The 23663-nt window shown below is 39.1% G+C and carries 19 protein-coding genes and 3 tRNA genes; 1 reads left to right on the top strand and 21 read right to left on the bottom strand.

Going from position 1 to position 23663, the window contains the following annotated elements:
- Positions 1 to 427: 427 nt before the first annotated feature.
- On the bottom strand, positions 428 to 1864 hold the full coding sequence (gene proS / locus GT641_RS06825) for a proline--tRNA ligase (protein WP_117784559.1): 1437 nt from the start codon (positions 1862 to 1864) through the stop codon (positions 428 to 430).
- A gap of 271 nt (positions 1865 to 2135) precedes the next feature.
- Between proS and GT641_RS06820 the strand changes: the two genes are divergently transcribed.
- Positions 2136 to 2813, top strand: coding sequence for a hypothetical protein (locus GT641_RS06820; protein WP_161117133.1), 678 nt, complete (start codon positions 2136 to 2138; stop codon positions 2811 to 2813).
- 149 nt (positions 2814 to 2962) lie between these two features.
- On the opposite strand, the gene GT641_RS06815 is transcribed toward GT641_RS06820, so the two are convergent.
- The 20 genes from GT641_RS06815 to GT641_RS06720 all read right to left on the bottom strand — a co-directional run bounded on the left by GT641_RS06815 (position 2963) and on the right by GT641_RS06720 (position 23610).
- Positions 2963 to 3664 carry an RluA family pseudouridine synthase gene (locus tag GT641_RS06815; RefSeq protein ID WP_008399753.1) on the bottom strand — a complete coding sequence of 234 codons (702 nt, stop codon included), beginning with the start codon at positions 3662 to 3664 and terminating at the stop codon, positions 2963 to 2965.
- Between the two features lie 77 nt (positions 3665 to 3741).
- Positions 3742 to 4431, bottom strand: a complete 690-nt coding sequence (locus tag GT641_RS06810; protein ID WP_008399752.1) for a response regulator transcription factor — start codon at positions 4429 to 4431, stop codon at positions 3742 to 3744.
- A complete protein-coding gene (locus GT641_RS06805; protein WP_119963563.1) occupies positions 4409 to 6010 on the bottom strand; it encodes a HAMP domain-containing sensor histidine kinase in 1602 nt (533 codons plus the stop codon). Before GT641_RS06805 ends, GT641_RS06810 begins: the two co-directional genes overlap by 23 nt.
- Positions 6011 to 6020: 10 nt before the next feature.
- Positions 6021 to 6236 carry a hypothetical protein gene (locus GT641_RS06800; protein WP_161117132.1) on the bottom strand — a complete coding sequence of 72 codons (216 nt, stop codon included), beginning with the start codon at positions 6234 to 6236 and terminating at the stop codon, positions 6021 to 6023.
- A 205-nt stretch (positions 6237 to 6441) separates the two neighbouring features.
- Entirely contained in the window at positions 6442 to 7074 is a 633-nt protein-coding gene (locus GT641_RS06795; RefSeq protein ID WP_161117131.1) for a helix-turn-helix domain-containing protein, read from the bottom strand.
- Positions 7075 to 7463: 389 nt separating this feature from the next.
- A complete protein-coding gene (locus tag GT641_RS06790; protein WP_147554277.1) occupies positions 7464 to 8252 on the bottom strand; it encodes a hypothetical protein in 789 nt (262 codons plus the stop codon).
- A gap of 74 nt (positions 8253 to 8326) precedes the next feature.
- A complete protein-coding gene (locus GT641_RS06785; protein ID WP_161117130.1) occupies positions 8327 to 9967 on the bottom strand; it encodes a L,D-transpeptidase in 1641 nt (546 codons plus the stop codon).
- 13 nt (positions 9968 to 9980) lie between these two features.
- Positions 9981 to 11243, bottom strand: a complete 1263-nt coding sequence (locus tag GT641_RS06780) for an FtsW/RodA/SpoVE family cell cycle protein (RefSeq protein WP_008399747.1) — start codon at positions 11241 to 11243, stop codon at positions 9981 to 9983.
- A 64-nt stretch (positions 11244 to 11307) separates the two neighbouring features.
- Complete coding sequence (locus GT641_RS06775; protein ID WP_119963565.1) at positions 11308 to 13332, bottom strand: DUF4366 domain-containing protein; 2025 nt, start codon at positions 13330 to 13332, stop codon at positions 11308 to 11310.
- Positions 13333 to 13344: 12 nt separating this feature from the next.
- Positions 13345 to 14841, bottom strand: coding sequence for an FHA domain-containing protein (locus GT641_RS06770; protein WP_161117129.1), 1497 nt, complete (start codon positions 14839 to 14841; stop codon positions 13345 to 13347).
- Positions 14842 to 14980: 139 nt separating this feature from the next.
- A tRNA-Cys gene (locus tag GT641_RS06765) sits at positions 14981 to 15051 on the bottom strand.
- Positions 15052 to 15076: 25 nt separating this feature from the next.
- A tRNA-Asn gene (locus GT641_RS06760) sits at positions 15077 to 15148 on the bottom strand.
- A 79-nt stretch (positions 15149 to 15227) separates the two neighbouring features.
- Positions 15228 to 15315, bottom strand: a tRNA-Ser gene (locus tag GT641_RS06755).
- A 90-nt stretch (positions 15316 to 15405) separates the two neighbouring features.
- Entirely contained in the window at positions 15406 to 16656 is a 1251-nt protein-coding gene (locus GT641_RS06750) for a fibronectin type III domain-containing protein (protein ID WP_008399744.1), read from the bottom strand.
- Positions 16657 to 16877: 221 nt separating this feature from the next.
- Positions 16878 to 18131, bottom strand: coding sequence for a fibronectin type III domain-containing protein (locus tag GT641_RS06745; protein ID WP_008399743.1), 1254 nt, complete (start codon positions 18129 to 18131; stop codon positions 16878 to 16880).
- 316 nt (positions 18132 to 18447) lie between these two features.
- A complete protein-coding gene (locus GT641_RS06740; protein WP_161117128.1) occupies positions 18448 to 19668 on the bottom strand; it encodes a fibronectin type III domain-containing protein in 1221 nt (406 codons plus the stop codon).
- 242 nt (positions 19669 to 19910) lie between these two features.
- On the bottom strand, positions 19911 to 21572 hold the full coding sequence (locus GT641_RS06735) for a hypothetical protein (protein ID WP_044945523.1): 1662 nt from the start codon (positions 21570 to 21572) through the stop codon (positions 19911 to 19913).
- A 209-nt stretch (positions 21573 to 21781) separates the two neighbouring features.
- Positions 21782 to 22351, bottom strand: coding sequence for a Fe-S-containing hydro-lyase (locus tag GT641_RS06730; protein WP_044945526.1), 570 nt, complete (start codon positions 22349 to 22351; stop codon positions 21782 to 21784).
- Positions 22352 to 22444: 93 nt separating this feature from the next.
- Entirely contained in the window at positions 22445 to 23287 is an 843-nt protein-coding gene (locus tag GT641_RS06725) for a fumarate hydratase (RefSeq protein WP_008401664.1), read from the bottom strand.
- Positions 23288 to 23304: 17 nt separating this feature from the next.
- Positions 23305 to 23610 (bottom strand): hypothetical protein, encoded by a 306-nt coding sequence (locus tag GT641_RS06720; RefSeq protein ID WP_008401665.1) that lies wholly within the window; start codon positions 23608 to 23610, stop codon positions 23305 to 23307.
- Positions 23611 to 23663: the final 53 nt, after the last annotated feature.

Here is a 23663-nt window from a genome sequence, read left to right as displayed (position 1 = left end):
ATGATTTGATGATACTCTTACTAAAAAGTATTGTCTACAATAATAGGGTTGGTGTCTACTTTTAGATTACCACTTCACATACCCACATGCCTACCTCTCACTTGGGTATCATTTCTGTTTTCTAGCTGTCATACCCGTATGCCTATCCTTCGGCTGGGTATTAACAAGCTTTTTCATCCAATATACCCTCAAGCGTCATCATCTATGCCATATTTCATGATATCAATTGAAAACAGCATATTCCATCCCAAATATATATTACATTAAAATAGGTGATAACAATCTATTAATATGTTTGTTATCACCTATTGCAAGTATCATAAATTCTGCAAAACCAAATACACTACTTATCTATCATCTGCTAATGGCTACTCTTTCTTTTATTATACTTTGTCAAAGTATACCATCGTCTTTGCCGATGTTCCTCTTAGTATGCCTTGCCAAAGTATACCATCGTCTTTGCAGGCTTACCGCAATGCACACAGACATCGGACAGATGCTCCTGCTCAAATGGCATACATCTGGTTGTTGCACCGGTCTCATCCTTGATCGCTTCCTCACAGGCTCTGTCGCCACACCACATAGCTTTGATGAATCCCTGCTTTCTTGTCAGAATGTCAGTGAATTCTTCCCAGTTATGAGCCTCATGTGTATTGGCATCTCTATGAGCAGTTGCCTTTGCAAGCATGTCTGCCTGCATCTTCTCAAGGATCTCTCCAACTGCTTCTGTAATATTATCTAATGACACAACTGTCTTTTCTCTGTTATCACGACGTACGATAACTGCCTGACCAGCTTCGATATCCTTTGGTCCGATCTCGATACGAACAGGGATACCGCGCATCTCCTGCTCAGAGAATTTCCAGCCTGGGTTCTTATTGGAATCATCCAGCTTAACTGTGAACTTCTCAGAAAGAGCTGCCTTGATCTCCTGTGCCTTTTCAAGAACGCCTTCCTTCTTCTGGTTGATCGGAATGATCATAACCTGTGTAGGAGCGATTCTTGGTGGAAGCACCAGGCCGCTGTCATCACCATGAACCATGATGATCGCGCCGATAATTCTGGTTGACATACCCCATGAAGTCTGGTGTACATACTGTAATTTATTATTTGCGTCTGTATACTGAACGCCAAATGCCTTGGCAAATCCATCTCCGAAATTATGGCTTGTACCGGACTGAAGTGCCTTACCATCATGCATCAGAGCTTCGATCGTATAAGTAGCCTCTGCACCTGCAAACTTCTCTTTATCTGTCTTACGTCCCTTGATCATAGGAATAGCCAGAACCTGCTCACAGAAATCAGCATAGACATTTAACATCTGGATGGTTCTTTCCTCTGCTTCTTCTGCTGTAGCATGTGCCGTATGACCTTCCTGCCATAAGAATTCCATCGAACGAAGGAAAGGTCTGGTTGTCTTTTCCCAACGAACAACTGAACACCACTGGTTATAAACCTTTGGAAGATCTCTATATGAATGAATGATATTCGAATACAGATCACAGAACAGAGTCTCTGATGTAGGTCTTACACATAAACGCTCCGGAAGTGGATCCAAGCCACCCTGTGTTACCCATGCAACTTCAGGTGCAAATCCTTCTACGTGATCCTTCTCCTTCTGAAGAAGACTTTCAGGAATGAACAATGGCATATATACATTTTCTACGCCTATTTCCTTGAATCTTCTGTCGAGTTCCTTCTGTATATTTTCCCAGATGGCATAACCGGCCGGTCGTAAAATCATGCATCCTCTTACACTTGAATAATCTGTAAGCTCTGCTTTCTTTACAACATCTGTGTACCACTGGGCAAAATCTTCGTCCATGGAAGTAATAGCCTCTACTAATTTCTTTTCATTAGCCATCTCAATTTTCTCCTTTATATACTCATAAAATAATTCTATCGTGTAACCTTTTAAATGTGTCTGACATCTATACCTGTCTTTTAAAAAGTTACATACCTTCTGTCATTATATAGATATAGTCCAATATTTTCAAGGGATTTTTGCTTGTTCTCATAGCTTGTTCTCGTGGAATTGTTCTTATAGAATGCAAAATATTTTTTTCTTGCATTTTCTACCAATTGTGTATATAGTATCCATGATAAATTGCGTATATAAACCGAGGGATAAATAAATGAGTGAACAAGAACAGACCCATTCTTCCTTCCATCTGAAAAATGGAACAGACAAGTCAGGCAGACTTCCCATCTCCGAACAATACCTGCAGGAAAAAGAGCTTCCGGATCAGACCGAAGACATCAATACCAAAGGCATGACCGAGACTGCTATCCTGCGGTTAAAATCAACACAGGAACTATCAACAAACAAGACAAATAGTATCGCAGGCTCAAGCTACAGTATCACAGCCTCCTATCAGGATATGATCAAAGATCAGCAGGCATCCCTGTCCAGACAGAGGAAAACGACACATACCTTCAAAGTTATGAAGATAACCATTATCGTTGTTCTGATCCTCACAGCAGCATTTGTCTCAATCTATTTCGTTATGACCCATCTTCCTGAAAAACGGGATGAACGGACAGTTGAAGAAAAACTGTGCGATTCCCTATGGACAGTAGAGGATCAGGGGAACTTTACCTTCTCAGAAGATATGACCGTCACCGAAAAAGGGCAGACGACACGGACAGGAACCTATGAGATAAATGATCAGAACGTTCTTATTATGACTTTCAGGGACGAAATCATAAGCTACTTAATAGAATATGACAGCGATGGAAATATGCGCTGGGTTCACAGCTATAATGGCTTTGAAGATGTAATCTATCCGACATCTATCCCAAAAACCAAATAGATATATGTAGTAGACAGATTCAGCTATCAGCATATTTTTCACCCTCAAATTTTATTTGAAAAAGATTAAACCGCCTTCATCCCTTTATTTATCAGGGTTGAAGGCGGTTTTTATCAACACATTTTGTCCTATAGCTTCGGTTTTTATCTCTAAAATTCATCCAGCTCGATAATCTCGAATGCCTTGCCTTCCGGCTCATTCTTAAATACCATGTGTTCTCCTGTCACAGGATGTTCAAATTCCAGCCTGGATGCATGAAGACCGATCTGTTTATAAGATTTTTTTGTCTTCCGGAACTTAGGATTGTACTTTGTATCACCCCAAATGCCTGCTTTTTTACCAGCCATCTGAACACGGATCTGATGTGTTCTGCCTGTGATAAGATTGATCAGCACATAGCTTAAGATTCCATCATCTGTCTCCATGACATCTAACACTTCATAATCAAGCTCTGCTAATTTTGCTCCCGGTGTATCTTTATCCACAATCCTTGTGACATTGGTCTGGTTATCATGAATCAGATAATTCGTGATCGTTCCGGCATCATTCGGAAGTTCACCTGTTAAGATCGCCTGATAATATTTGACCATCTCACCATCTTCGCTCTGTTTAGACAATTTTGCCGCAGCTTCTTTATTCTTTGCAAATAACATAATGCCGCCAACCGGTCGATCCAATCTGTGGATCGGTGCCAGATACGGTTCCTCTGTCCGATGCTCTTTCTCAAAGATACGGAGCTTCAACATACTGACCATATTTTCAGAATTCTTCTTATCCGGCTGTGATGGCAGTCCGTACGGCTTCACAGCAACCAATATATCATTATCTTCATATAATACTTCTATCTTCATCTGTTATCTCCTTATCAGAACCTCTTACAATCCAAAGCCCTGATACGCTCTCTCCTGCCTGAATAATTTCTGTCTCACTACATTCTGAATCTGTATCCTACGCCCCATACAGTCTCGATATACTGTGGCTTAGATGTATCAAATTCAATCTTCTCGCGAATCTTCTTAATATGAACCGTTACGGTCGCTATATCCCCGATACTCTCCATATTCCAAATCTTATTGAACAGTTCATCCTTTGAAAATACTTTATTCGGATTGCTTGCAAGGAAGGTCAAAAGATCAAATTCCTTATTTGTAAATACCTTCTCTTCGCCATCCACATAGACACGACGATCAGTTTTATCGATCTTCAAACCACGAATCTCGATCACATCATTCTGCAATGCAGTTGAACCGATTAATCTCTCATATCTGGAGATATGTGCTTTTACTCTGGCAACCAGTTCGCTTGGACTGAAGGGTTTTGTTACATAATCATCAACACCAAGTCCCAATCCACGAATCTTATCAATATCATTCTTCTTCGCTGTTACCATGATGATCGGAATATCCTTCTTCTCACGAATCTGACGACAGATTTCAAATCCATCCAGATCCGGCAGCATCAGATCAAGCAGGATCAGACTGTAGTCATTCTCCAGTGCCTTATCCAGACCCTTTGCTCCGTTTGTCTCTATTTCGACTTCAAAATCATTTAACTCCAGATAATCTCTCTCCAGTTCTGCAATACTAAGTTCATCTTCAATTATCAATATTCTGCTCATCTTTATTTTCCTCCTTGATGTACTTCTTCAATGTGAAATAGATCGTTGTACCCTCGCCTTTCGTACTGGTTGCCCAGATCTTTCCACCATGTTCTTCCACGATCTTCTTACAGATAGCAAGTCCCAGTCCGCTTCCGCCTCTGGAACGTCTTGCATTGTCTGCACGATAGGTTCGGTCAAATATATGCGGCAGGCTCTCTTTATCAATACCCCGTCCATCATCATTGATCGATACCTTGATCATCTTCTCACTTTCCTCTATAGAAATGTCAATATGACCTTCCTCTTTGTCTGTATACTTGATCGCATTCGTAACAACGTTGTTGATAACTCGCTTCAACTGATCCGGATCAACGACAACCTTTACATCTTCTGCACAATAGTTATTATAAGTAAGAGTCATATTATGTGACAACAGATCTGCCCGAACCTCTTCCATACAATCATTAAAATAATCCTTAACTGATACCCTGTGGAATTCATATGGTATCGCATTGTTCGTAATATTTGTATAGAGCGACAGCTCATTAATCAACGCATCCAATTCATTTGCCTTATTATAGATCATCTTCAGATAGCGATCCTGTTTCTCCGGCGTATCTGCCACACCATCCATCAGACCTTCGACATAACCTTTGATCGTCGTGATCGGCGTTTTCAGATCATGGGAAATATTACTGATCAACTCTCTGTTCTCTTCCTCATACTGCATCTTAAGCTCAACAGACTCATTCAAACGTACCCTCATGTCATTAAATGACCGGCATAACTCTCCGATCTCATCTTTTCTGCTGCTGCTCACGTCGACCGGGCTGTTCAAATTTCCTGTACCGATCTCCTCTGCTGCCTCTTTTAATCGTACCAACGGTCGAATAAACTGTGTATATACCAGCGCTGACAATGCCGTCGTCAACACAAGCATGATCAAAAACATCATAAAAATGAAACCCACAAGTGCACTCTTAAACTGGCTGACATAATTACCATAGTAGGTAACCAGAAAAACGCTGATCGGTTTTCCGTCAATCTGATAATCAATCTCATTACACAGATATGCTTGCGGGGTAGTCAACATATATTCATAGGTTTTTCCATTCTCTCCAAATGAGTATGAACCTTGTGCCCCCATATCTTCCACACTGACTTCCGATAAATTGTTATCCTGATCAATGTCTCTTTCACCATTTGTATAAATGGTTCTTTTAGTAAGTAACGAGGATTCCAGTTCCTCTATATCTTTCTGTATTCCGGAATATACAAATTCTCCGTTCAGATAGACGAGAACCGATGTCCTGTAATTTCCAGCTTTCTGATTCAAACTTTCAAAATATTTTTTATCATAAAATTTATTGGGATTTGTCTGCAGATCTTCCTGTACCTCCGACATGATAATCGACAGATTTCTATAGGTCTCCTTGATCGGATCACTAATGGAATATAATGACTGTATACTATATCCATCTCCAAACATTTCTGACAGATAACTTCGTCCGATCACAATCGTTCCTATCACCATGATCAACACGATAAAAATCCAAACCGAAACCAATGCCCATTTAACTTTTTTAATGATCTTCATATGTTTTCCTTTATAAAAAATTTTCAATACCCATCTCGTAATCTTTCTGATTACTCGATGTCTTTTCCTTCGCAATGCTCATCTCGTAATCTTTCTGATTACTCGATGTCTTTTCCTTCGCAATGCTCATCTCGTAATCTTTCTGATTACTCGATGTCTTTTCCTTCGCAATGCTCATCTCGTAATCTTTCTGATTACTCGATGTCTTTTCTCTCGCAATGCTCATCTCGTAATCTTTCTGATTACTCGATGTCCGTGCTTCGCACTATAGAATAAAAACTACATAGACCTCATTGTAAGCAAGCTTACATTCGGTCTATGTACTTTTTATTCTGCATTGCTCGGCTTACGCTCATTATATCATGCTTTTGCAGCCTCTTATATGAAGTTTTTATAAAGAAAACGAATGATAGATGAATCTGCATACATTGTTACTTATTTTTCTTGCCAAAGAAATGTTTTTTCTTTTTTCCGGTAGTTTCTGCTGCCGCAATCTCCCGTCTGGTCTGCTGCATTTCCCGGATCACGGTATCCAGTCTTCGGTACCGCTCCTCAGCCCGCTCGTCCTGTTCTCTCATAATGACATCCATCTGCTTTGCTATCTGCTCGGTTGTCTCCGCTGTCACTGCCTGACTGATTGGCTTAATATTCTCCTTTATGGAATTTCCAACGATCTTTGACATCATGGACTGGAACTGAACCAGCTTGAAATCCACGATCCTTGCCTGATCGTCATCCACATCTTCACCGATCTGTGTTACCGTATTCACTAACTCCGAGGTAAAATCTGCCTCTACCTCTTTGGATGCATCCTCTGCCGGAACACCATTTTCCAAAATATCATACATTTTCTGCACCAGTTCATGTATTGCCTTAAGCTGAATTCCGCGATCCTTCAATTCCTTTATCTTCTTTAAAATGCGGATATCCTGCTCATCATAATATCGATGTCCCATATCATTCCGCTTGATCCGCATATCAAGTTCCTCTTCCCAATACCTTAATACATGAGGCTCCACATCAACCAGCTTTGCCGCTTCCTTTATCAGATATTTATTTCCCATTTATATGTACCCTCCTGCTTTATTTTCGGACAGTCAGACCCAGCCTGTCCATTACACAAAATAATTCTACATTTATCTTCCCATCTCTACAATTCATATCGTAGGCATTATTCCTACAGAATTCTACAAGATTTTCGCCATATTTTTTTCACATAAAAAGCAGCCCATTTAGCTGCCCGTAATGCATAGACTGCCCCTGCAATAACTTACTGCGGTTTCTGTTCGCTTCATATGCCTGATTTTTAAATATTCTTGCGTCAACTCGCTCTTTGAGCTCGAACGGGCGCTCGTATTTACCGGCAATATGCATCTCACAACGAAATCCTCGCACATATTATTGCAGGGGCAGTCTATGCATTACGGGCAGCTAAATGGGCTGCTTTCTATTCTTAATTATTTATTTTTACAATTTTAAAATCTCCATCTGCATTTTTTCGAAAATAGATGTTTTTATAATTTGAACCAATAAGATAAGAATCGCCATCTCTGCCCTGTCGCAGGTTAGCCAGAGAATCTTCATTCACGGCTTCAAGAATATCCTTTGTAAAAATATCTTCTGCCGGAATCGCCATAAGCTCATCTATATTTCCGATCGACTGTCCGCTTCCAAGCTCCTGCGGATAATTCATAATCTCTGATAAGGCCTGCATATCCTTATTCTGAATGATCGTTATAACCTGTCCGGCAAACTCTTCGGCTGCTGCCTCTGTACTTTTCTTTACATCGGCACGCTCCGTATAATGATTCTCAAATATCAGATTTGACAAAATCTCCTCTAACACAGAATCTTCCGCCGTAACATATACATACAGACTGTAATGAATATTTTCATCGCTCCAGAATACCACTCTTCCGGGATCCAGCTTATAATAGGTCGCATTATAACTTCCTACAGAAGTTACAACCATATTTCCGTCACCATTATTCTGAACACCGGCCAGATCAAATTCATTATGAACTGCCGATCCCCGAAATTGACACTGAAGTCCATTATATTTAAAATTCACAACAGCGATCTCTGTGTCTTTTATCTCGTAAGTTACATCTTTGATCATATCATTTTGTGAAACATCAATGACCATTCCCAACGGAATAAACGCCGAAGAATCTTCTACCGATCCATTCGTTATCGCCTCTGTTGTTCCTTCCGTCTGTGTCTCCTCCTTTTTGCAGGACACACAGGCACACATACATATACATATTAAAGATATCGCAAATAGTTTTTTAATAATCGTGTGCACGATCGTCCTCCCTAGTGGCAGCCCTTCTGTTTACATTTATACTGCATATTAGGATCTGTCGGATCCCATGTATGCCATGATGGAAGCTTATATGCAGTTGGCTTTGGAAATGGATCTCTGCCGCTTTCATTAATGATCGTTACCTTTGTTCCGACACTGCAGTGATCATAAATCCACTTTGCATCTCCTGCTGTCAGTCTTACACATCCATGTGAACATGTTGTGCCAAGCTTATTATAAGCATTTACGCTAAGTGCATTGTTATTATTTACATCGTTGTAGTATACCGAATGGAACAGATAGCCTTCGTAGATACCACTGCACCACTGCCCCCAGCATGGTCCCATCAGTTCATGCCATCTGTAACGGCTCTGTGTATGGAATGTACCAAGTGGTGTGCTCACACCGGTAGAACATATAAAAGCACGTACCGGAATAATATATCCATTCTTTCCATCCTTTGCATATACAGTTACAACATTGGTTTTCTTATTAATGATGATCTCATAAGCATCCTGATCTCCGATGACATCATCTACTTCGACTGCACGCTTACCATTAGAACAGAAATAGAACTTATATCCACCGACATACGCCCATTTCTTTCTATACATAACACCATCTTTACCAAAATAGTAATATGCATCACCAATCTTCTTATATCCGGTCTGTGCTGTACCATTGCTGTTCATATAATAAGTCTTGCCGGATATCGTCACCAGACCTGATTGTGTTACCAACGTTCCGTTTGAACGGAATACATACACCTTATTATTGATCTTATGTGATCCGGTATAGGCTTTTCCGCTCTTACCAAAATAGTACTTGCCCTTCGATGTCTTAATCCAGGAACTCTTTATCATGCTTGCTGATTTATTAAAGTAATAGTAGCTACTATTTACCTTCCTTACTTCACCTGCTGCAGCCTTACCTGTCTTTCCAAGGTAATACTTCTTTCCCTTATATTTTACAAATTTGCTTTTCTGCAGGACACCTTTTTTACTGAAATAATATTTCTTTCCACTGATCTTCACAAGTCCTGTTTCAGCCTTGCCATCCTTGCCAAAGTAATACTTTCTTTTCTCAACCGTCTTCCATTTCTTTGTCAGCATCCTTCCCTTGCTGTCAAAGAAATATCTGGAATTTCCTATCTTCTTATATCCTGTATAAGCTGCACAGGTCTTCTTGCTGAAATAATACTTCTTACCTTTTATCTGCTGCCATCCAGTAACAGCTGCACCCGGATGCTTCTTGTCACTTGAAGAATGATAGTACAGCTTACCATTTACCTTCACAAGACCATACACAAGATTACCCTTCTTATCGAAAGAATAATAATATTTCTTGCCATTACTGTCCTTGATCGCTACATGACTTCCCGTCTTTGCAACACCGTTTACATAGTATTTTCTACCATCAGGCTCTTTTACCCAGCCATTCTTTGGAGCTTCCGTTGTCGGTTCTTCTGTTGTTGGCGCTTCTGTCGTCGAACTGTCTGCGCCCGGGATCTGTCCATCTGTCATGATCTCGATATCATAACTCTTCTGATCCTTATTCTGCAAAGTTGCAGCATTCAGATTTACCCCGACCATTCCTACTGTACAGACTGCAAATAATGCAGTCAGAATTAAGCCTTTTCCTATTTTTCTCATAATCTCTCCTCAATTAATTTATTCTGGAATATTTTCTATTACATTGCTGTCTTCGTATGCCAAGCACCAGACCGATCTCGATCATGGTACATAGGATCGCCGAACCACCCGAACTGATAAACGGAAGGGATACACCCGTATTCGGGAAAAAGTTCACAGCAACACATACATTAACTATAATCTGAAAGATAATATGAAGCATAACTCCTATTACAACTACGCTTCCATATAGATTCTTCGATTCTCTTACAACAATAAACATCTGATACAACAGATAGCCGAACATCAGGAACATAATGATTGCTCCAACCAATCCCAACTCCTCACAGATGATCGCAAAGATCATATCATTCTGTGCTTCCGGAATATTACTCAGCTTCTGTGTACCATTTCCAAGCCCCTTTCCAAGTAAGCCGCCGCTTCCGATGGCATATAAGGACTGCAATGGCTGATAACCAAGTGAGCCGGCATAACGCTCCGGGTCGATCCATCCGAAGAAACGCTGGATCTGATACGGATACTTATCCATCTCACTTTCAAGCGGCATCGTTGCCTTCAACCATATGATCAATATAATCACAGCGACAATACCAAACACTCCGACTCCGATATGCAGGGATGGATTCTTACCTACGATAAAGGTCAGAACAAATACCATCAATAATAAGATCAGACAGCTACTCAGGTTTGAAGAAATGGCAAGAATCAGTCCTGCCTGAAATGCAATAAACAGCCACAGCTTAAATATCCTAAGAAACTTATGCATTTCTTTCCAGTATTTGCTGACATAATATGCCATAAAGATAATCATACATACCTTTGTAGCATCGGCAACCTGTAACTGGATTATTCCAAGATTCAACCATCTGGTCGCACCGCCGGATGTTATACCAAGTGGCGTTTTTAAAGCAAAGATCAAAACGATCGATAAACCATACATCAAAGGTCCGACCTTCTTAAATGCCTTATACGGAATCACGCTTACCACTCCGGCAGCCACCATTCCCAAAATAATCATTTTCAACTGTTTCTTAAAATAAAATGCCGAATCATAATTCGTAGCACTGCTTATAGATGATGTATAACTGGACGCGCTGAAGATCATGACCAGACCGAACGCCATAAGGAAAATAACCGCTACAATGATCTTGATCTCTACTCCGGGAGTAAATTCACTTTCCATCTGCTGTACTGTATTCCCCGTATTCTGATTGGACATTGTTCTCTTGCTGACTGACTCCATGTGTCCACTGTTCCTTTCTACATACTTCGGCATAAAAAGCGTCTGCAACTCTTAATTCAGAATACAGCCGCTTTTTATCTGTACTATTTTCCGATCTTTATTCTATAGTAAATACATACTTCTCTATCAATCGGTTTGTATCAATCTCATATATGTATAACGTAGCTGCTCCCTTGATCGCCTGTGAGGAATCAATGCTCATCCACGTTGTATATCTGTCTTTCACTTCACCAAATGTAACTTCATTGCTCTTTGTTCCATCTGAATATACAACGTAACCTTTCAGGTTCATTGTTACATCATTCTCTGTTAAAAACATCGTATGGATATAGATCGTTTTATCAGATGAAGCTGAATCATTCTTACTCTTATAATCTTCCTTGTCATCATTTACAAATGACTCAATAAACCAGCCTGTCAGTGCTGTATAATCATCATCTGCTGAGTCATAACCTGCCTGACGAAGATCACAGATGTAATTCATAGTAGTCTCATCGTTACTGTCAAAATGATCCTTGATGTATTTAGACTTTGCTTTGTTGATCTTTTTAGTCATATCCTTGGTCGTAACCTGACTATACATCTCTACTGCTGCCTTATAATCTTTTCCATCACTCAAAAGCTTTGCCCATTTGATCCGCACAGCGTCTATATCTGCTGTACAGTCCTTATAGGAAGAATCGACCTGACCATATGTCTCGATCGCTTTTGAATAATCCTGCTGTGATACATACTGTTCTGCCAGTAAGCACAGACACTCATTTGCTTTATCTGCATAATCATTATATTCTGACTTTACAAATAAATCTTTTGCATTAATATAATCGCCTGCTGCCATCTTGTCAACCGCATCATTATAATAACATTCCTTAATTTTTTCGGCTGCATCCTGATAGTCACCGGCTGCGGTAAATGCCTGAATGGCCTCATCGTACTTCTTCTCACCTTCCAATGCACAACCATTCATATAAGAACATTCTTTTACCTTATCGGCTGCACCATTTACATCTCCTGCTTTCTCATAATAATCTGCTGCTTCTGTGTAATTTGCCTCACCATACAGCTTTTCGGCCTGACTAAAGTAGCTCTCTTTCTCCTTCTGAGCAGCCCCCTCATAGTTAAGACCTGCTGCCTTTCTGTAATTATCTGCAGCTTCAACAAAGTTTCCGGCTGCAAACAGATTCTCTGCGTATTCAAAATATGCTCCACCATTTACCTTGGTCTTAGAATCTTTGATCGGCTTTGCTTTATTATAAAGGTCAATTGCCTCATCTACTTTACCATTCTTTAAAGCATCCTCAGCTTTATTATAATTCATGAACTTAGGAACAAATATTGCTGCAGCTCCACCGCCTGCAAGAACGATCACGATAAGAATAACGATCAGAGCGATCTTGCCGCCCTTGCCCTTCTTTTCCTTTGAAGCATTCTGCTCTTTCGGTGGCTTAGGTGCTTTCTGTGGCTTTGGCTGCTTTGGAGCCTTTTCCTTCTTCTTGTTCTTTTTCTTATCCTCACCATTCATTGGCACCGGCTGACCATTCGGTCCCGGCATCGGCTGACCATTCGGTCCCATCATTGGGCGTCCCTGCACCGGCTGACCGTTTGGTCCCATCACCGGACGTCCCTGCATTGGCTGACCGTTTGGTCCCATCACCGGACGTCCCTGCATCGGCTGACCGTTTGGTCCCATCATTGGACGTCCCTGCATTGGCTGATTGTTCACTCCCATTGGTCTGTTCTGGAATGATGGAATTCCATTTGGTGCCGGTCCCTTTAACATATCGGAATTCAGAACCGTTGTTCCTTCTTCATCTTCATCAACAGAGGTCTCTTTTTCCAGATCAACTGCTTTTAAAACAGTAGTCCCTTCTTCTTCCATATCATCTGTATCAATGACATCTGCACTTTCTTTATCTGCAGCATCGGATAGATTCTTTTCTATATCTGATGCCTGTTTCATCACATCTGCTGTCTCGGCTTTATCGTCTGCTGTTGTAGAAACATCTTCGATCGTACCGGCATCCGTAATACCTGCCGGATTCATATCCTCTACTTTCTTTCCACAGACAGGACAGATTTTCACCTCTGGCGCAATCTCACACCCACAATTGTCACAAAACATATTCCGCTCCTCCTAATTCATTTTAAATAAAAATTCTTCATTTGAAAGCCGGATACTACTGTTATCCGGAATAACGATCTCCACATTGCTATAGACCATATCACCATTCAAATATGTATGATTCGTGGAATTATTATCTCGAAGATAATAAATACCATTTATATTTGTAATATAAGCATGCCGCCTGCTTACGGATTTATTATCCATGATCTTAAAATCGACACCCTGGTCTGCTTTTCCTATACAAAATGCCTGCTTATTAATATAAATCTGTTCACCGGTTTTTTTCCGAATCAGTACCGGTATTTTTCCGATTTTCTCTGTTACATTCGTAAGAACAACTGTCTCATCTTCCTCCGGATCAATCCTGTTCGTCTGTCTAGTCGCTGACAGTCTTCCAATCTCTTCGTTTCTCCGTCGGGCTTCCTTCTCCTGTTTTTCAGCTTCTTTATAATTTCTTCTTGCTTCATATTCTGCACGCATCCTTGCTTCTTCTGCACGCATTTCTTCTTCCCTGGCAGCTCTTACTTCCTCTGCCAATCGTTCAGATTCCGCTGATGCTTTTCTGAATTCTTCCTCCGCTTTCCTAGCTGCTGTCTCAGCACGCAGCTTCGCCTCTTCATATTCTTTTCTTACAGCATCATCTAGCTGCTCCTGCACCTGACAGGCATACAAAACTGCTGTCTGCGATTGATCCCGGTATTCTTTTTCTGCTTTCTGCCGATTGATTTCTGCCTGTATTCTTGCAGCTTCTGCCAACATACGCATCTCTTCTGCTGTTTTTGCAACCTTTGCCTGCTGTTTTGCATAAGCTGTCAGTCTCTTGGCCTCGCTCTCTGCCTGCATTCTCGCAATATCTGCATTTCTTGCAGCTTCCTCCGCTATCAGAATCGCTGATTCTGTCTTCGCTGAATTCGCTGCTTTCTCTTTATTCTCTGAAGACACATGCTCACCTATCAGAAGCAATTGACTCTTTAAACGTAATTCCTTTACAAACAAATTAAATTGTATTACATTGAATTCCTTCTGACTATTCAGATAATCAATGATCTGATTGGCACACTCAAGCGCAGATGTGTGTGCATACGTCATCTTGTTTAACAGACAACGGATAAATGCATCCGGTCCTTCCATTGGTTCTACCTTTTCAAACGGAAGATAGATTAATTGTATACTGAAATCACTCAATCTCACATACATATACTTCAGATCGAATACAACTTTTTCTAACTTCAATCCATTATGTACCATGGAAACCAGCTGTCTGCTGATACTATACAGATATTCAACCAGTTCATCCCTGAATACCGGCTTCTGTGCAAGCTGATCCAGTGTCAGATCTCCTGAAATATTGAATTCCAGAACACGATCACCTTTCACAAACACTTCTCTGCATGTATTAGAATTTCCCGCAAAAGGCACATTATATATTTTTATCTCATTTTGATCTACCTGTATGGTTTCATCTAATTTGTAATTAATTCGTTGTTCCTTGTTTCTTTGCGTCATAAACCCTCCTATAAGAGTCACCAAATAAAAAAATGAACAAACTCCCGAAAATATTATATCAAACCACCCTATAAAAGTAAACCAGGAGAACTTTGTGCAAACTAAAAAAGAGACTGGACCATTCCAATCTCTTTAAAAGAGGCGCGAGCCGGATTTGAACCGGCGATGACGGTGTTGCAGACCGGGGCCTTACCACTTGGCTATCGCGCCATTTATTCAATTAGCTTTCGCTAAGCTCCCCGAGTAGGGCTCGAACCTACAACCCCTCGGTTAACAGCCGAGTGCTCTACCATTGAGCTATCGAGGAATACCACTGTCAAAATTCTAATATCTGCTTCCGTTCACGATCTGCTTTCAACTGATGACTTAATAATTCAGATAGAATACGCAGAAGGAGGGATTTGAACCCTCGCGCCGCGCAAACGGCCTACACCCTTAGCAGGGGCGCCTCTTCAGCCACTTGAGTACTTCTGCAAAATGCCTAAATGAAATGTTCCCACCAGGGATATTAAATTTTGACGCTAGTACATGATATCAAAGGATATTGGGTTTGTCAAGAACTTTTTATTTAATATCCATATATAAATACCACACATATGCAGCTTTATATAATGACTTACCAACCTTTACCTCCGGAATAACATAAATCGCAGTAGATCTTCCTACGATACAATTATTATATTCATATTTTCCGGTATTTGGACCAACAACAGCTACTTTTTTCCATAATGGCTTTGCCGCTTTAATGTCATTACAAGCATAAATATAATAACGCTTTGCATTTGTAACCTTATTCCACCTTACGGTAACCGTTGTCTCGTCTGTTCTCTGGATACTGATCTTTGCCTGAGGAATCACTACCTTGTAGTCTGACCATCTTCCGTAGCATTTTTTATTGTTGATCTTAACATAGCTTCTTACACGAACCTTAAATCCCTTTCCCTTCACCGCAGGGATATCAAATCTTACTTTTGTCTTCTTAGTATTAAATGTTTTCAGTTTTTTATTCTTTAAAGAATAAATTTGAACCTGATATCCTGACGGTTCATATTTGTCACGGGCAGATTTATTCCATCCGACCATAACTTTATTGCTGACAGTCGGATACCATGTATAATTATTTCTCTTAAAAGATGCTACTTTGCATGGTTTTCCCGGCGCAGCATAGAGGTCGTACGCTTCCGCATGACCACCCTTTGCGAGGAATCCGGATGTTGATTGTCGAACCGGTGTGATACGAACTGTATTCACAGAACCTACCTTTACTTTTACCTTTGCACTGGTCTTCTTTACCGTTGCTATCTTTTTATCGTTAACATATAAGATATATCTGTTTGCACCTCGAACACTTCCCCATTTAAAAGAGATTGCATTCGGGGATGTCTTTGTCTCTTTTATAGATGATGTGAATATCTTAGATGCACTTGGAGCTGTTACGACTTCCACTTTATCAGACATCGTTCCCGATGTGATATTTCCCTCACTGTCCTTATATACTGCCTCTATTGATACATAATATGTACTTCCTGCTGTAAGATTACTGATTTTTTTCTTTGTATCATTATAGACATCGCATTCGCTTCCCTTTGTTGTCCTTACAAAAGTAACACCATCTGTCGATATGTATACATTATAACCATACGCACCTTCTGCCTTTTTCCAGCTTACCATAACTGTATTCTCGCCGGCAGCCGTCTGCTTGATCTCTGTTACATCATTTTCAGCATGTGCAACCATAGTCAGATTACAAAAAAAACAGACCGCAATAACAGTCATTATAATCATCCTTATAATTGATATTTTCTTTGTTTTCATTTAAATCATTTCCTTTTTGTTAAAATTATATTACAAAAATATCAAATTTTATATTTATAGTCAATATCTTTTTTATATAAAAAACTTCTACAGGTTCAAATGCATTCTTTACAAATATACATTTTACCCCATAGAAGTCCTTTACTGCACAAGAAATGTTATCTGTACAAATTACATATTCCCATGACTTTTATAGTTCTTAATTCAATGATTAACGCATATTAATTCAAATATCCATATATCGTCCACGTTGGAGCCGGCTTATATGTCTTTCCTTTTACTTTTACAGTTGGAATAACATAAAATCCAACATATCTCTGTCTTGTAAGATTGCTTACTTCACAGGAAGTTGTACCTGCCCCTACCTCTTTTACCTTATAGAACGCCGGCTTCTCTGCCTTCATATCCTTACAGGCATATACAGTATAACCTGTTGCATTCTTGATAGAGTTCCAGTTAAGTTTTACTGTGTGGTATCCGGTTCTTGTCATCTTGAAACCGGGCTGTGGAATGATTACCTTCCAGTCTGACTTTGTTCCATAGAATTTCTTTTTATTCAACTTGACATAACCGGTAACTCTGCATTTGAAGCCTTTGTTTCTGATGGATTTCATACCGGTGAATTTTTTATATAATGTATGACCATTCTTGATATCATACACCTTTATCTTCTTGCCCTCTAAAGAATAAATCTCCAAACGATATCCTGATGAATAATACTTATCTTTCTTGCTTCTGTTCCATCCAATCGTTATCTGATTACTTTCTGTTGGTTTCCAGATGTAATTTCCTAACTTATAATCCCCCAGTTTTGTTGGTTTTCCGGGTGTTGTAAAGACATATAGCCCTTTTCCCTGTGATATCGCATTCTTTTTATTAAATTTCTTTACTGCATACACATAATATATATTTGCAGAGCCTGTCTTTAATTTTTTGATAGTAACAGAAGTCTTTGTTGTCTTTGCAATGATCTTTGTTCTCGAACTGTTTACGATATAATACTTATTCGCACCACTTACCTTTTTCCATGATAATGTTGCAGTCTTTGCTGTTGCCTTTGTCTGTTTCAGACCTGTAACTACATTCGGAGATGTAAATACCTGCAATGTACCTGCCTGATTCTCATCTGTTGCATATGTACCATTTACAATAAATACGGGAACAACTTTTACTGTATAAACAGTTGCTGCTTTCAAACCTGATATTGTTACACTGTTTGATCTGCTGTCTAGCTGTGAGACCTCTGTCCGACCATATGGTCGCTGCCATACACCATCACTGCCTGCATAGTATACTAAATATCCGGATGCATTCGTTACCTCGTTATAAGAGATTGCTACTTCTGATGCAGATACTCCTGTCTGCTTAAGTCCTGTCACTCCGCCATCTGCAAATGCCGTAATACTCATTGCAAATAACATGATTGACATGACTGCAACCAATAGAAATGATCTTTTTACTACTCTTTGTCCCATAAAATACTCTCCTCTATTTTTTTGATGCACAAAATACCTATATAAAATGTACCCTGTAATTTCAGAGTACTCGTTTTTATTTATTTTGTCAATTTGGTGTTTTATTTTTGTTAATTATGCACAAAACCATGTCTCGCCTGAAAAATAAATACACCGGAGAAACCATATCGCAAAAAACTATGATTCCTCCGGTGTTTTAAATTTTACCAGATACTTTTATGATTGTTAAAGTAATATTTTTAATAATACTTGCTCATATATGTATATGTTTACCAAGTTGCATCTGCCTTATATGACTTCTTACCAATTTTGTTTATTAAAGACGTACATAACTATATATGTTACTTACAACCTTCTTCTTTCCATTCTTACCAACATATCTTAACTGTACATAATACTTCTGACCCTTCTTCAGTTTCTTCTTATTATACTTTGTAATTGTATAGCTTGATTTCTTGGAACTTACAGTTGCAACCTTTTTGTAACCTTTCTTTTCTTTAGTTGAAATGTAAATTCGATATTCTGATACCCCACTTACCTTTTTCCACTTCAACGTAATTTTCTTACCATTTTTACTTCTTCTTGCTGTAACGTCCTTACTGCAAGCATTATAATCATAATTTGACCATGGACCATATGTTTTCTTTCCATTAATTTCAACATATGCTCTTACTCTTGCCTTTGTAAATGCACCTACAGGATATGTTGTTAAACGAGCACTTGTAGAGGTTGTTGTAGCTTTATAATATTTTTTCTTTCCATTTAAGCTAGTAATTTCATACTGATATCCATCTGCTTTCTCGCAAGATGTCCAACCATAATAACATACCTTAATATTATCGTATAAGTCTGTTATTGCTACTCTGGTTACTTTCTTTGGAACTGTCTTCATATAAGAAGATTCTGATTCATCGCCTACAGCCTCATATCCATTTACATTTTTTACAGCTGCCACATAATACCTGATCTCACTGGAAGGATCTAATCCACTAATTGTAGCAGAATTTGTATTTGAAGTTGCGATTGTCTTATACTCATAGTTTTCCCATATGAGTATCCGATAATATGATGCACCTGCTACTGGATCCCATTCCATAGATATAGAATTCTTTGTTGCTCCTGTCTGTCTCAGGTTCTGTACCTCTGAAGGATTTGTACTGACTAACTGCTTCTGTGATACAGCTACAAGATTGCCATCTTTGCTACTATTTGTTGAATGAAAATCTTTATTATATACTGATATTCTTACATAATAAGATGAGCCTTCTGTCAAGCCATAAATTGTTTCATTAGAATTATATGCATAATCCTGCATTGCCCAGTTTACACCATCATAACTCATTTCCACATGATAATGAATATTCTGACCAAGGTATGTTTGCCATGTAATATCTACCCTGCTACTGCTTGAACCTGTCTGCTGAATATTCATATTTGTCTCAGTTGCTGCCATAGATGTAATGCTCATCGCAAACAGCATAATACTTGTAATTGCCAGTAAAATTAGTGATTTACTGAATACTCTCTTCTTTTCCATAGAACTCTCCTTTTTTCTTGTTTAAAACCTTTTGCATCAACTGATTCAGCCCAAGAATCAGCCTATAATAATTTACAATATATTTGATCTCGTGTCAATTTGGTGTGATTAGTGAATACTGCCAATTTTATTTATGCAGTTTGTACACATTTACACAGATTTTAAATACATCTTGCATATACTTTATATAAGTGTATATATTTAAAATAATTTATTTTATACAGTATTTTTTACTAAACGATTTATTTTTCGTACGAGATCAACTGATTGATTGCATCCTCTCCTTCCTGATAGAATACCTTGATTGAATCGCCCTGCTGAATGAAGATCAGACTTTCATTTTCTGCAAAATCCTGTTTATAGACATTTCCATTTTCATCTGTAATATAGACATAGGTACTGTCTTCCAGATTAATGTATTTGATATCTTTGACAGTGATCTGCTTGTTCGGAAGATCATCGGACAGATCTTTACCCGTCTTTAGTCCATTCTGTGCCAGCAGTTTATTATAAGATGCCAGTGTTTCTCTCTGTGTATTTCCGGTTGCTACGATGTTGTATTTCTCGACATCAACCAGTGCATACATTTTGACAAGGCCACCGTTATCTTTTAATACCATAATATAAGTAGGAATACCGCCAATATTTATCAATGAAGGGAAGGATGCTTTATATCCAAGGTGCTGTACCTGTCCTTCTGCGGATGCCATTGCCGAGTGTTCTTCTGCACCAGCAATCGAATAATATTTGCTTTCTCCGGTACGAAGATTGATCATAACAAAACCGATATTAGATTCATCTCCATTTACGGAAGTTACACCTGTGTATACCCACACATCTCCGTTCATTACCTTATAACCATAGTCATCTGTTGTCGTTTTACATCCCTTGTTGCCAAATACGCTGTTCCAGTAACCACCGGATAATTTTCCGTACCAGTCATATTTTTTACATGCCAGATCTCCGTCATAGACACGGTCTACCCATTTTGGTACATCACCGACTTCATAATATTCAGTATCACCGGTACATGGATCACAGATTACTACGCCCTTTACATCCTTTGCACCGAACAAACCTGCATTTGATGTAAGTAACGGACAGATATAATATGGATTTCCGTTATCATCCAATTCCAGATAAAAGCCTTCAAACATAGCCGTCGGATATGCCATCTGCACATGACGATAAAGATTCTGATTGAAATATGCAGAAGGTGAATAGATCATTGGTTTTTCAAGCTTTACATATTTTGCTTCATTCTTTACCGGATCGACGAGTACATATCCCGGTATACCGCTCTTTTTATTATTCATATATTTGATGAATCCGGCATATTCCAGAGCTGCTACCTTCATCGGACTTCCATTATAATCGATCGTACTGTAGTCACTGCTTACTTCGTACTGGCTGACCACATCAGATAAAGAACCGATCGCACGTTCACCTATGATAACCGCTGTATCTGTATCCATCAGAGCTATGTCATTGATCTCTTTGCTTTCAACGATATCTTTCTCAAAATTTCCATCTTCAATCCGGATCAGACCCGCATATTTGGAAGCTGCAAATAATTTGGATGATCCGATCCATCCAACAAGTGCTGCCAGGATCATGATTCCGATCACAATACCAAATATCTTCGTCAGTTTTGGTGATACAGGCATATCATCCATCTGTTCTGCCTTTAAATTCAGTGTACAAATAAAAAGTGCAACAACTGTTACAATCATCCATATCCAGAATTCAACACTGTGAAGATTGATTGTCGGCGTTAATACATAATATAATACTGCTTCTATTATGATGATTGCTGCCAACATGATAAAATTCCATTTACCAAATTTTCTGCCGGATTGGTCTGCATCATAATAACTTTCTTTTTTCTTTTTGTTCTTACCCATATCCATCACTCTCCTCTTTAATCGAAAAAATGCGCCAGGAACATCCCAGCGCATCTCTCTTAAACATTTACTATTTAAATGGCTTTGAACATCACAATGCTATTGTAACCTGATGCACATAATTATGTATAGCTGTGAATATCCCTATTATAATTCTTTAATATATCAATTTTGATATAATAGAACGAAAACAGCTTTATTCTATATTATTATTCCTGCTGTTTCAGATAATCTGCAACCGCTGTTTCGTACAGATTATTTCCTTTGCTGTCAATTACAACAATAACAGGAAGATTTTCAACTGTCATCTTACGGATGGCTTCTGTTCCCAGATCATCATATGCAACGACTTCTGATTTCTTGATACATTTGGAAAGGAGTGCACCTGCACCGCCTACCGCAGCAAAATATACTGCCTTGTTTTCTACGATGGCATCAATAACTGCCTGACTTCTCTTTCCTTTTCCGATCATTCCATTCAAACCTTTTGAAAGAATGAGTGGTGTGTATTTGTCCATACGACTGCTGGTTGTTGGTCCTGCCGATCCAATGACCTGTCCTTCTCTTGCAGGTGTTGGTCCCAGGTAATAGATTACATTTCCTTCCAACTTAATTGGAAGCTTTGATTCATCATTTTCATTCTCGATCAATGTATCATACATTCTCTTATGTGCAGCATCTCTGGCACTATAAATCACACCTGATATATATACATAATCTCCTGCATGAAGTTCTTCTACCTGTTTTTTATCAAATGGTGCTGTAATATGCTTATCCATTTTTCTCATCTCTCTCTTTTTATTCTTCTATAAAATAAATTCTGTAATTCATATCTGCCATGTATTGACCTTAATGACAGTCTTTGAGATCCATTACAGAATCCTTGTTACATGTCTGTTTACATGACAGCACATATTTACTGCAAGCGGCATACCTGCGATATGTGTCGCATAAGTCTCGATATTAACTGCAAGTGCTGTTGTCTTACCGCCCAGACCACCCGGTCCGATTCCCGTATGATTAACGGCATCCAAAATCTCACTCTCGATTCTTGCGATATGCTCATATGGTGAATGTTCTCCGGCTTTTCTGGTAAGTGCCTTTTTTGCAAGCTTTGCAGCCATTTCAAAATCCCCACCAAGACCTACACCTACAAACATCGGAGGACATGCATTTGGACCTGCATCCTTGACTGCCTGAAGAACAGCTGCCTTTACTCCTTCTTCTCCATCGGCGGGCTTTAACATGAACACACGGCTCATATTCTCACTTCCGAATCCCTTTGGTGCAATCGTGATCTCGATATTCTCACCCGGAACAATATCATAGTGAATAATAGCCGGTGTATTATCCTTTGTATTCTCACGGATCAGCGGATCTCTTACGACGGACTTACGGAGATATCCTTCTGTATATCCCTGTCTTACCCCTTCATTGATCGCATCTGTCAGATTCATGCCTTCTATATGAACATCCTGACCAACATTTACAAAAAATACTGCCATTCCTGTATCCTGACAGATTGGTATCTGTTCTTTTGCCGCGATATCAAGATTCTCACATAACTGTGTCAGAATCTGTCTGCCAAGTACACTGTCTTCTTCTGTTGCGGCATTTCTGACTGCCTTTTCCATATCCTCTGACAATTTTAGATTTGCCTCTATACACATCTTTTTTACAGTCTGAATAATCTCATCTGTATTAATTGTACGCATCTCTTTTATCCTCTTTTTTAATTATCTAAGAAATCATCATCATTTCTTTTATAATGTGGATCTCTCTTTTGTTTCATATATTTGTATATATGTGCAAGCAGCGTCAGAAACGCCACTGCAATGACCAGAACGATCAATATATACAAAATATCCATAATATAACTGGAAATACCTATTGTATTATTGGAAGATTCCAGAAACTTACTTAACCTGTCATTTTTGGTAATTATATTCTGTGCTTCTGTCGTTGCTTCCGTTGTTGCTGTTTTAAATACAATGCTGTTGATAGCATTATATAACCCCAAATACATTTTAGACGGCATATCCCACCTCCAATTTTATTAAATAACTTTTACCTTCTTTACAAATACCGACT

The sequence above is a fragment of the Clostridium sp. BIOML-A1 genome (assembly GCF_009874105.1).
Classification (GTDB): domain Bacteria; phylum Bacillota; class Clostridia; order Lachnospirales; family Lachnospiraceae; genus Coprococcus.
Note: the sequence above shows the minus strand (reverse complement) of the source record. Positions and strands in the feature narration are given on the sequence as shown.

What these genes read in the sequence shown, in the direction of transcription:
- proS (WP_117784559.1), bottom strand. Translation starts at nt 1,864, where the DNA reads ATGGCTAATGAAAAGAAATTAGTAGAGGCTATTACTTCCATGGACGAA.
- GT641_RS06820 (WP_161117133.1), top strand. Translation starts at nt 2,136, where the DNA reads ATGAGTGAACAAGAACAGACCCATTCTTCCTTCCATCTGAAAAATGGA.
- GT641_RS06815 (WP_008399753.1), bottom strand. Translation starts at nt 3,664, where the DNA reads ATGAAGATAGAAGTATTATATGAAGATAATGATATATTGGTTGCTGTG.
- GT641_RS06810 (WP_008399752.1), bottom strand. Translation starts at nt 4,431, where the DNA reads ATGAGCAGAATATTGATAATTGAAGATGAACTTAGTATTGCAGAACTG.
- GT641_RS06805 (WP_119963563.1), bottom strand. Translation starts at nt 6,010, where the DNA reads ATGAAGATCATTAAAAAAGTTAAATGGGCATTGGTTTCGGTTTGGATT.
- GT641_RS06800 (WP_161117132.1), bottom strand. Translation starts at nt 6,236, where the DNA reads ATGAGCATTGCGAGAGAAAAGACATCGAGTAATCAGAAAGATTACGAG.
- GT641_RS06795 (WP_161117131.1), bottom strand. Translation starts at nt 7,074, where the DNA reads ATGGGAAATAAATATCTGATAAAGGAAGCGGCAAAGCTGGTTGATGTG.
- GT641_RS06785 (WP_161117130.1), bottom strand. Translation starts at nt 9,967, where the DNA reads ATGAGAAAAATAGGAAAAGGCTTAATTCTGACTGCATTATTTGCAGTC.
- GT641_RS06780 (WP_008399747.1), bottom strand. Translation starts at nt 11,243, where the DNA reads ATGCCGAAGTATGTAGAAAGGAACAGTGGACACATGGAGTCAGTCAGC.
- GT641_RS06775 (WP_119963565.1), bottom strand. Translation starts at nt 13,332, where the DNA reads ATGTTTTGTGACAATTGTGGGTGTGAGATTGCGCCAGAGGTGAAAATC.
- GT641_RS06770 (WP_161117129.1), bottom strand. Translation starts at nt 14,841, where the DNA reads ATGACGCAAAGAAACAAGGAACAACGAATTAATTACAAATTAGATGAA.
- GT641_RS06750 (WP_008399744.1), bottom strand. Translation starts at nt 16,656, where the DNA reads ATGAAAACAAAGAAAATATCAATTATAAGGATGATTATAATGACTGTT.
- GT641_RS06745 (WP_008399743.1), bottom strand. Translation starts at nt 18,131, where the DNA reads ATGGGACAAAGAGTAGTAAAAAGATCATTTCTATTGGTTGCAGTCATG.
- GT641_RS06740 (WP_161117128.1), bottom strand. Translation starts at nt 19,668, where the DNA reads ATGGAAAAGAAGAGAGTATTCAGTAAATCACTAATTTTACTGGCAATT.
- GT641_RS06735 (WP_044945523.1), bottom strand. Translation starts at nt 21,572, where the DNA reads ATGGGTAAGAACAAAAAGAAAAAAGAAAGTTATTATGATGCAGACCAA.
- GT641_RS06730 (WP_044945526.1), bottom strand. Translation starts at nt 22,351, where the DNA reads ATGGATAAGCATATTACAGCACCATTTGATAAAAAACAGGTAGAAGAA.
- GT641_RS06725 (WP_008401664.1), bottom strand. Translation starts at nt 23,287, where the DNA reads ATGCGTACAATTAATACAGATGAGATTATTCAGACTGTAAAAAAGATG.
- GT641_RS06720 (WP_008401665.1), bottom strand. Translation starts at nt 23,610, where the DNA reads ATGCCGTCTAAAATGTATTTGGGGTTATATAATGCTATCAACAGCATT.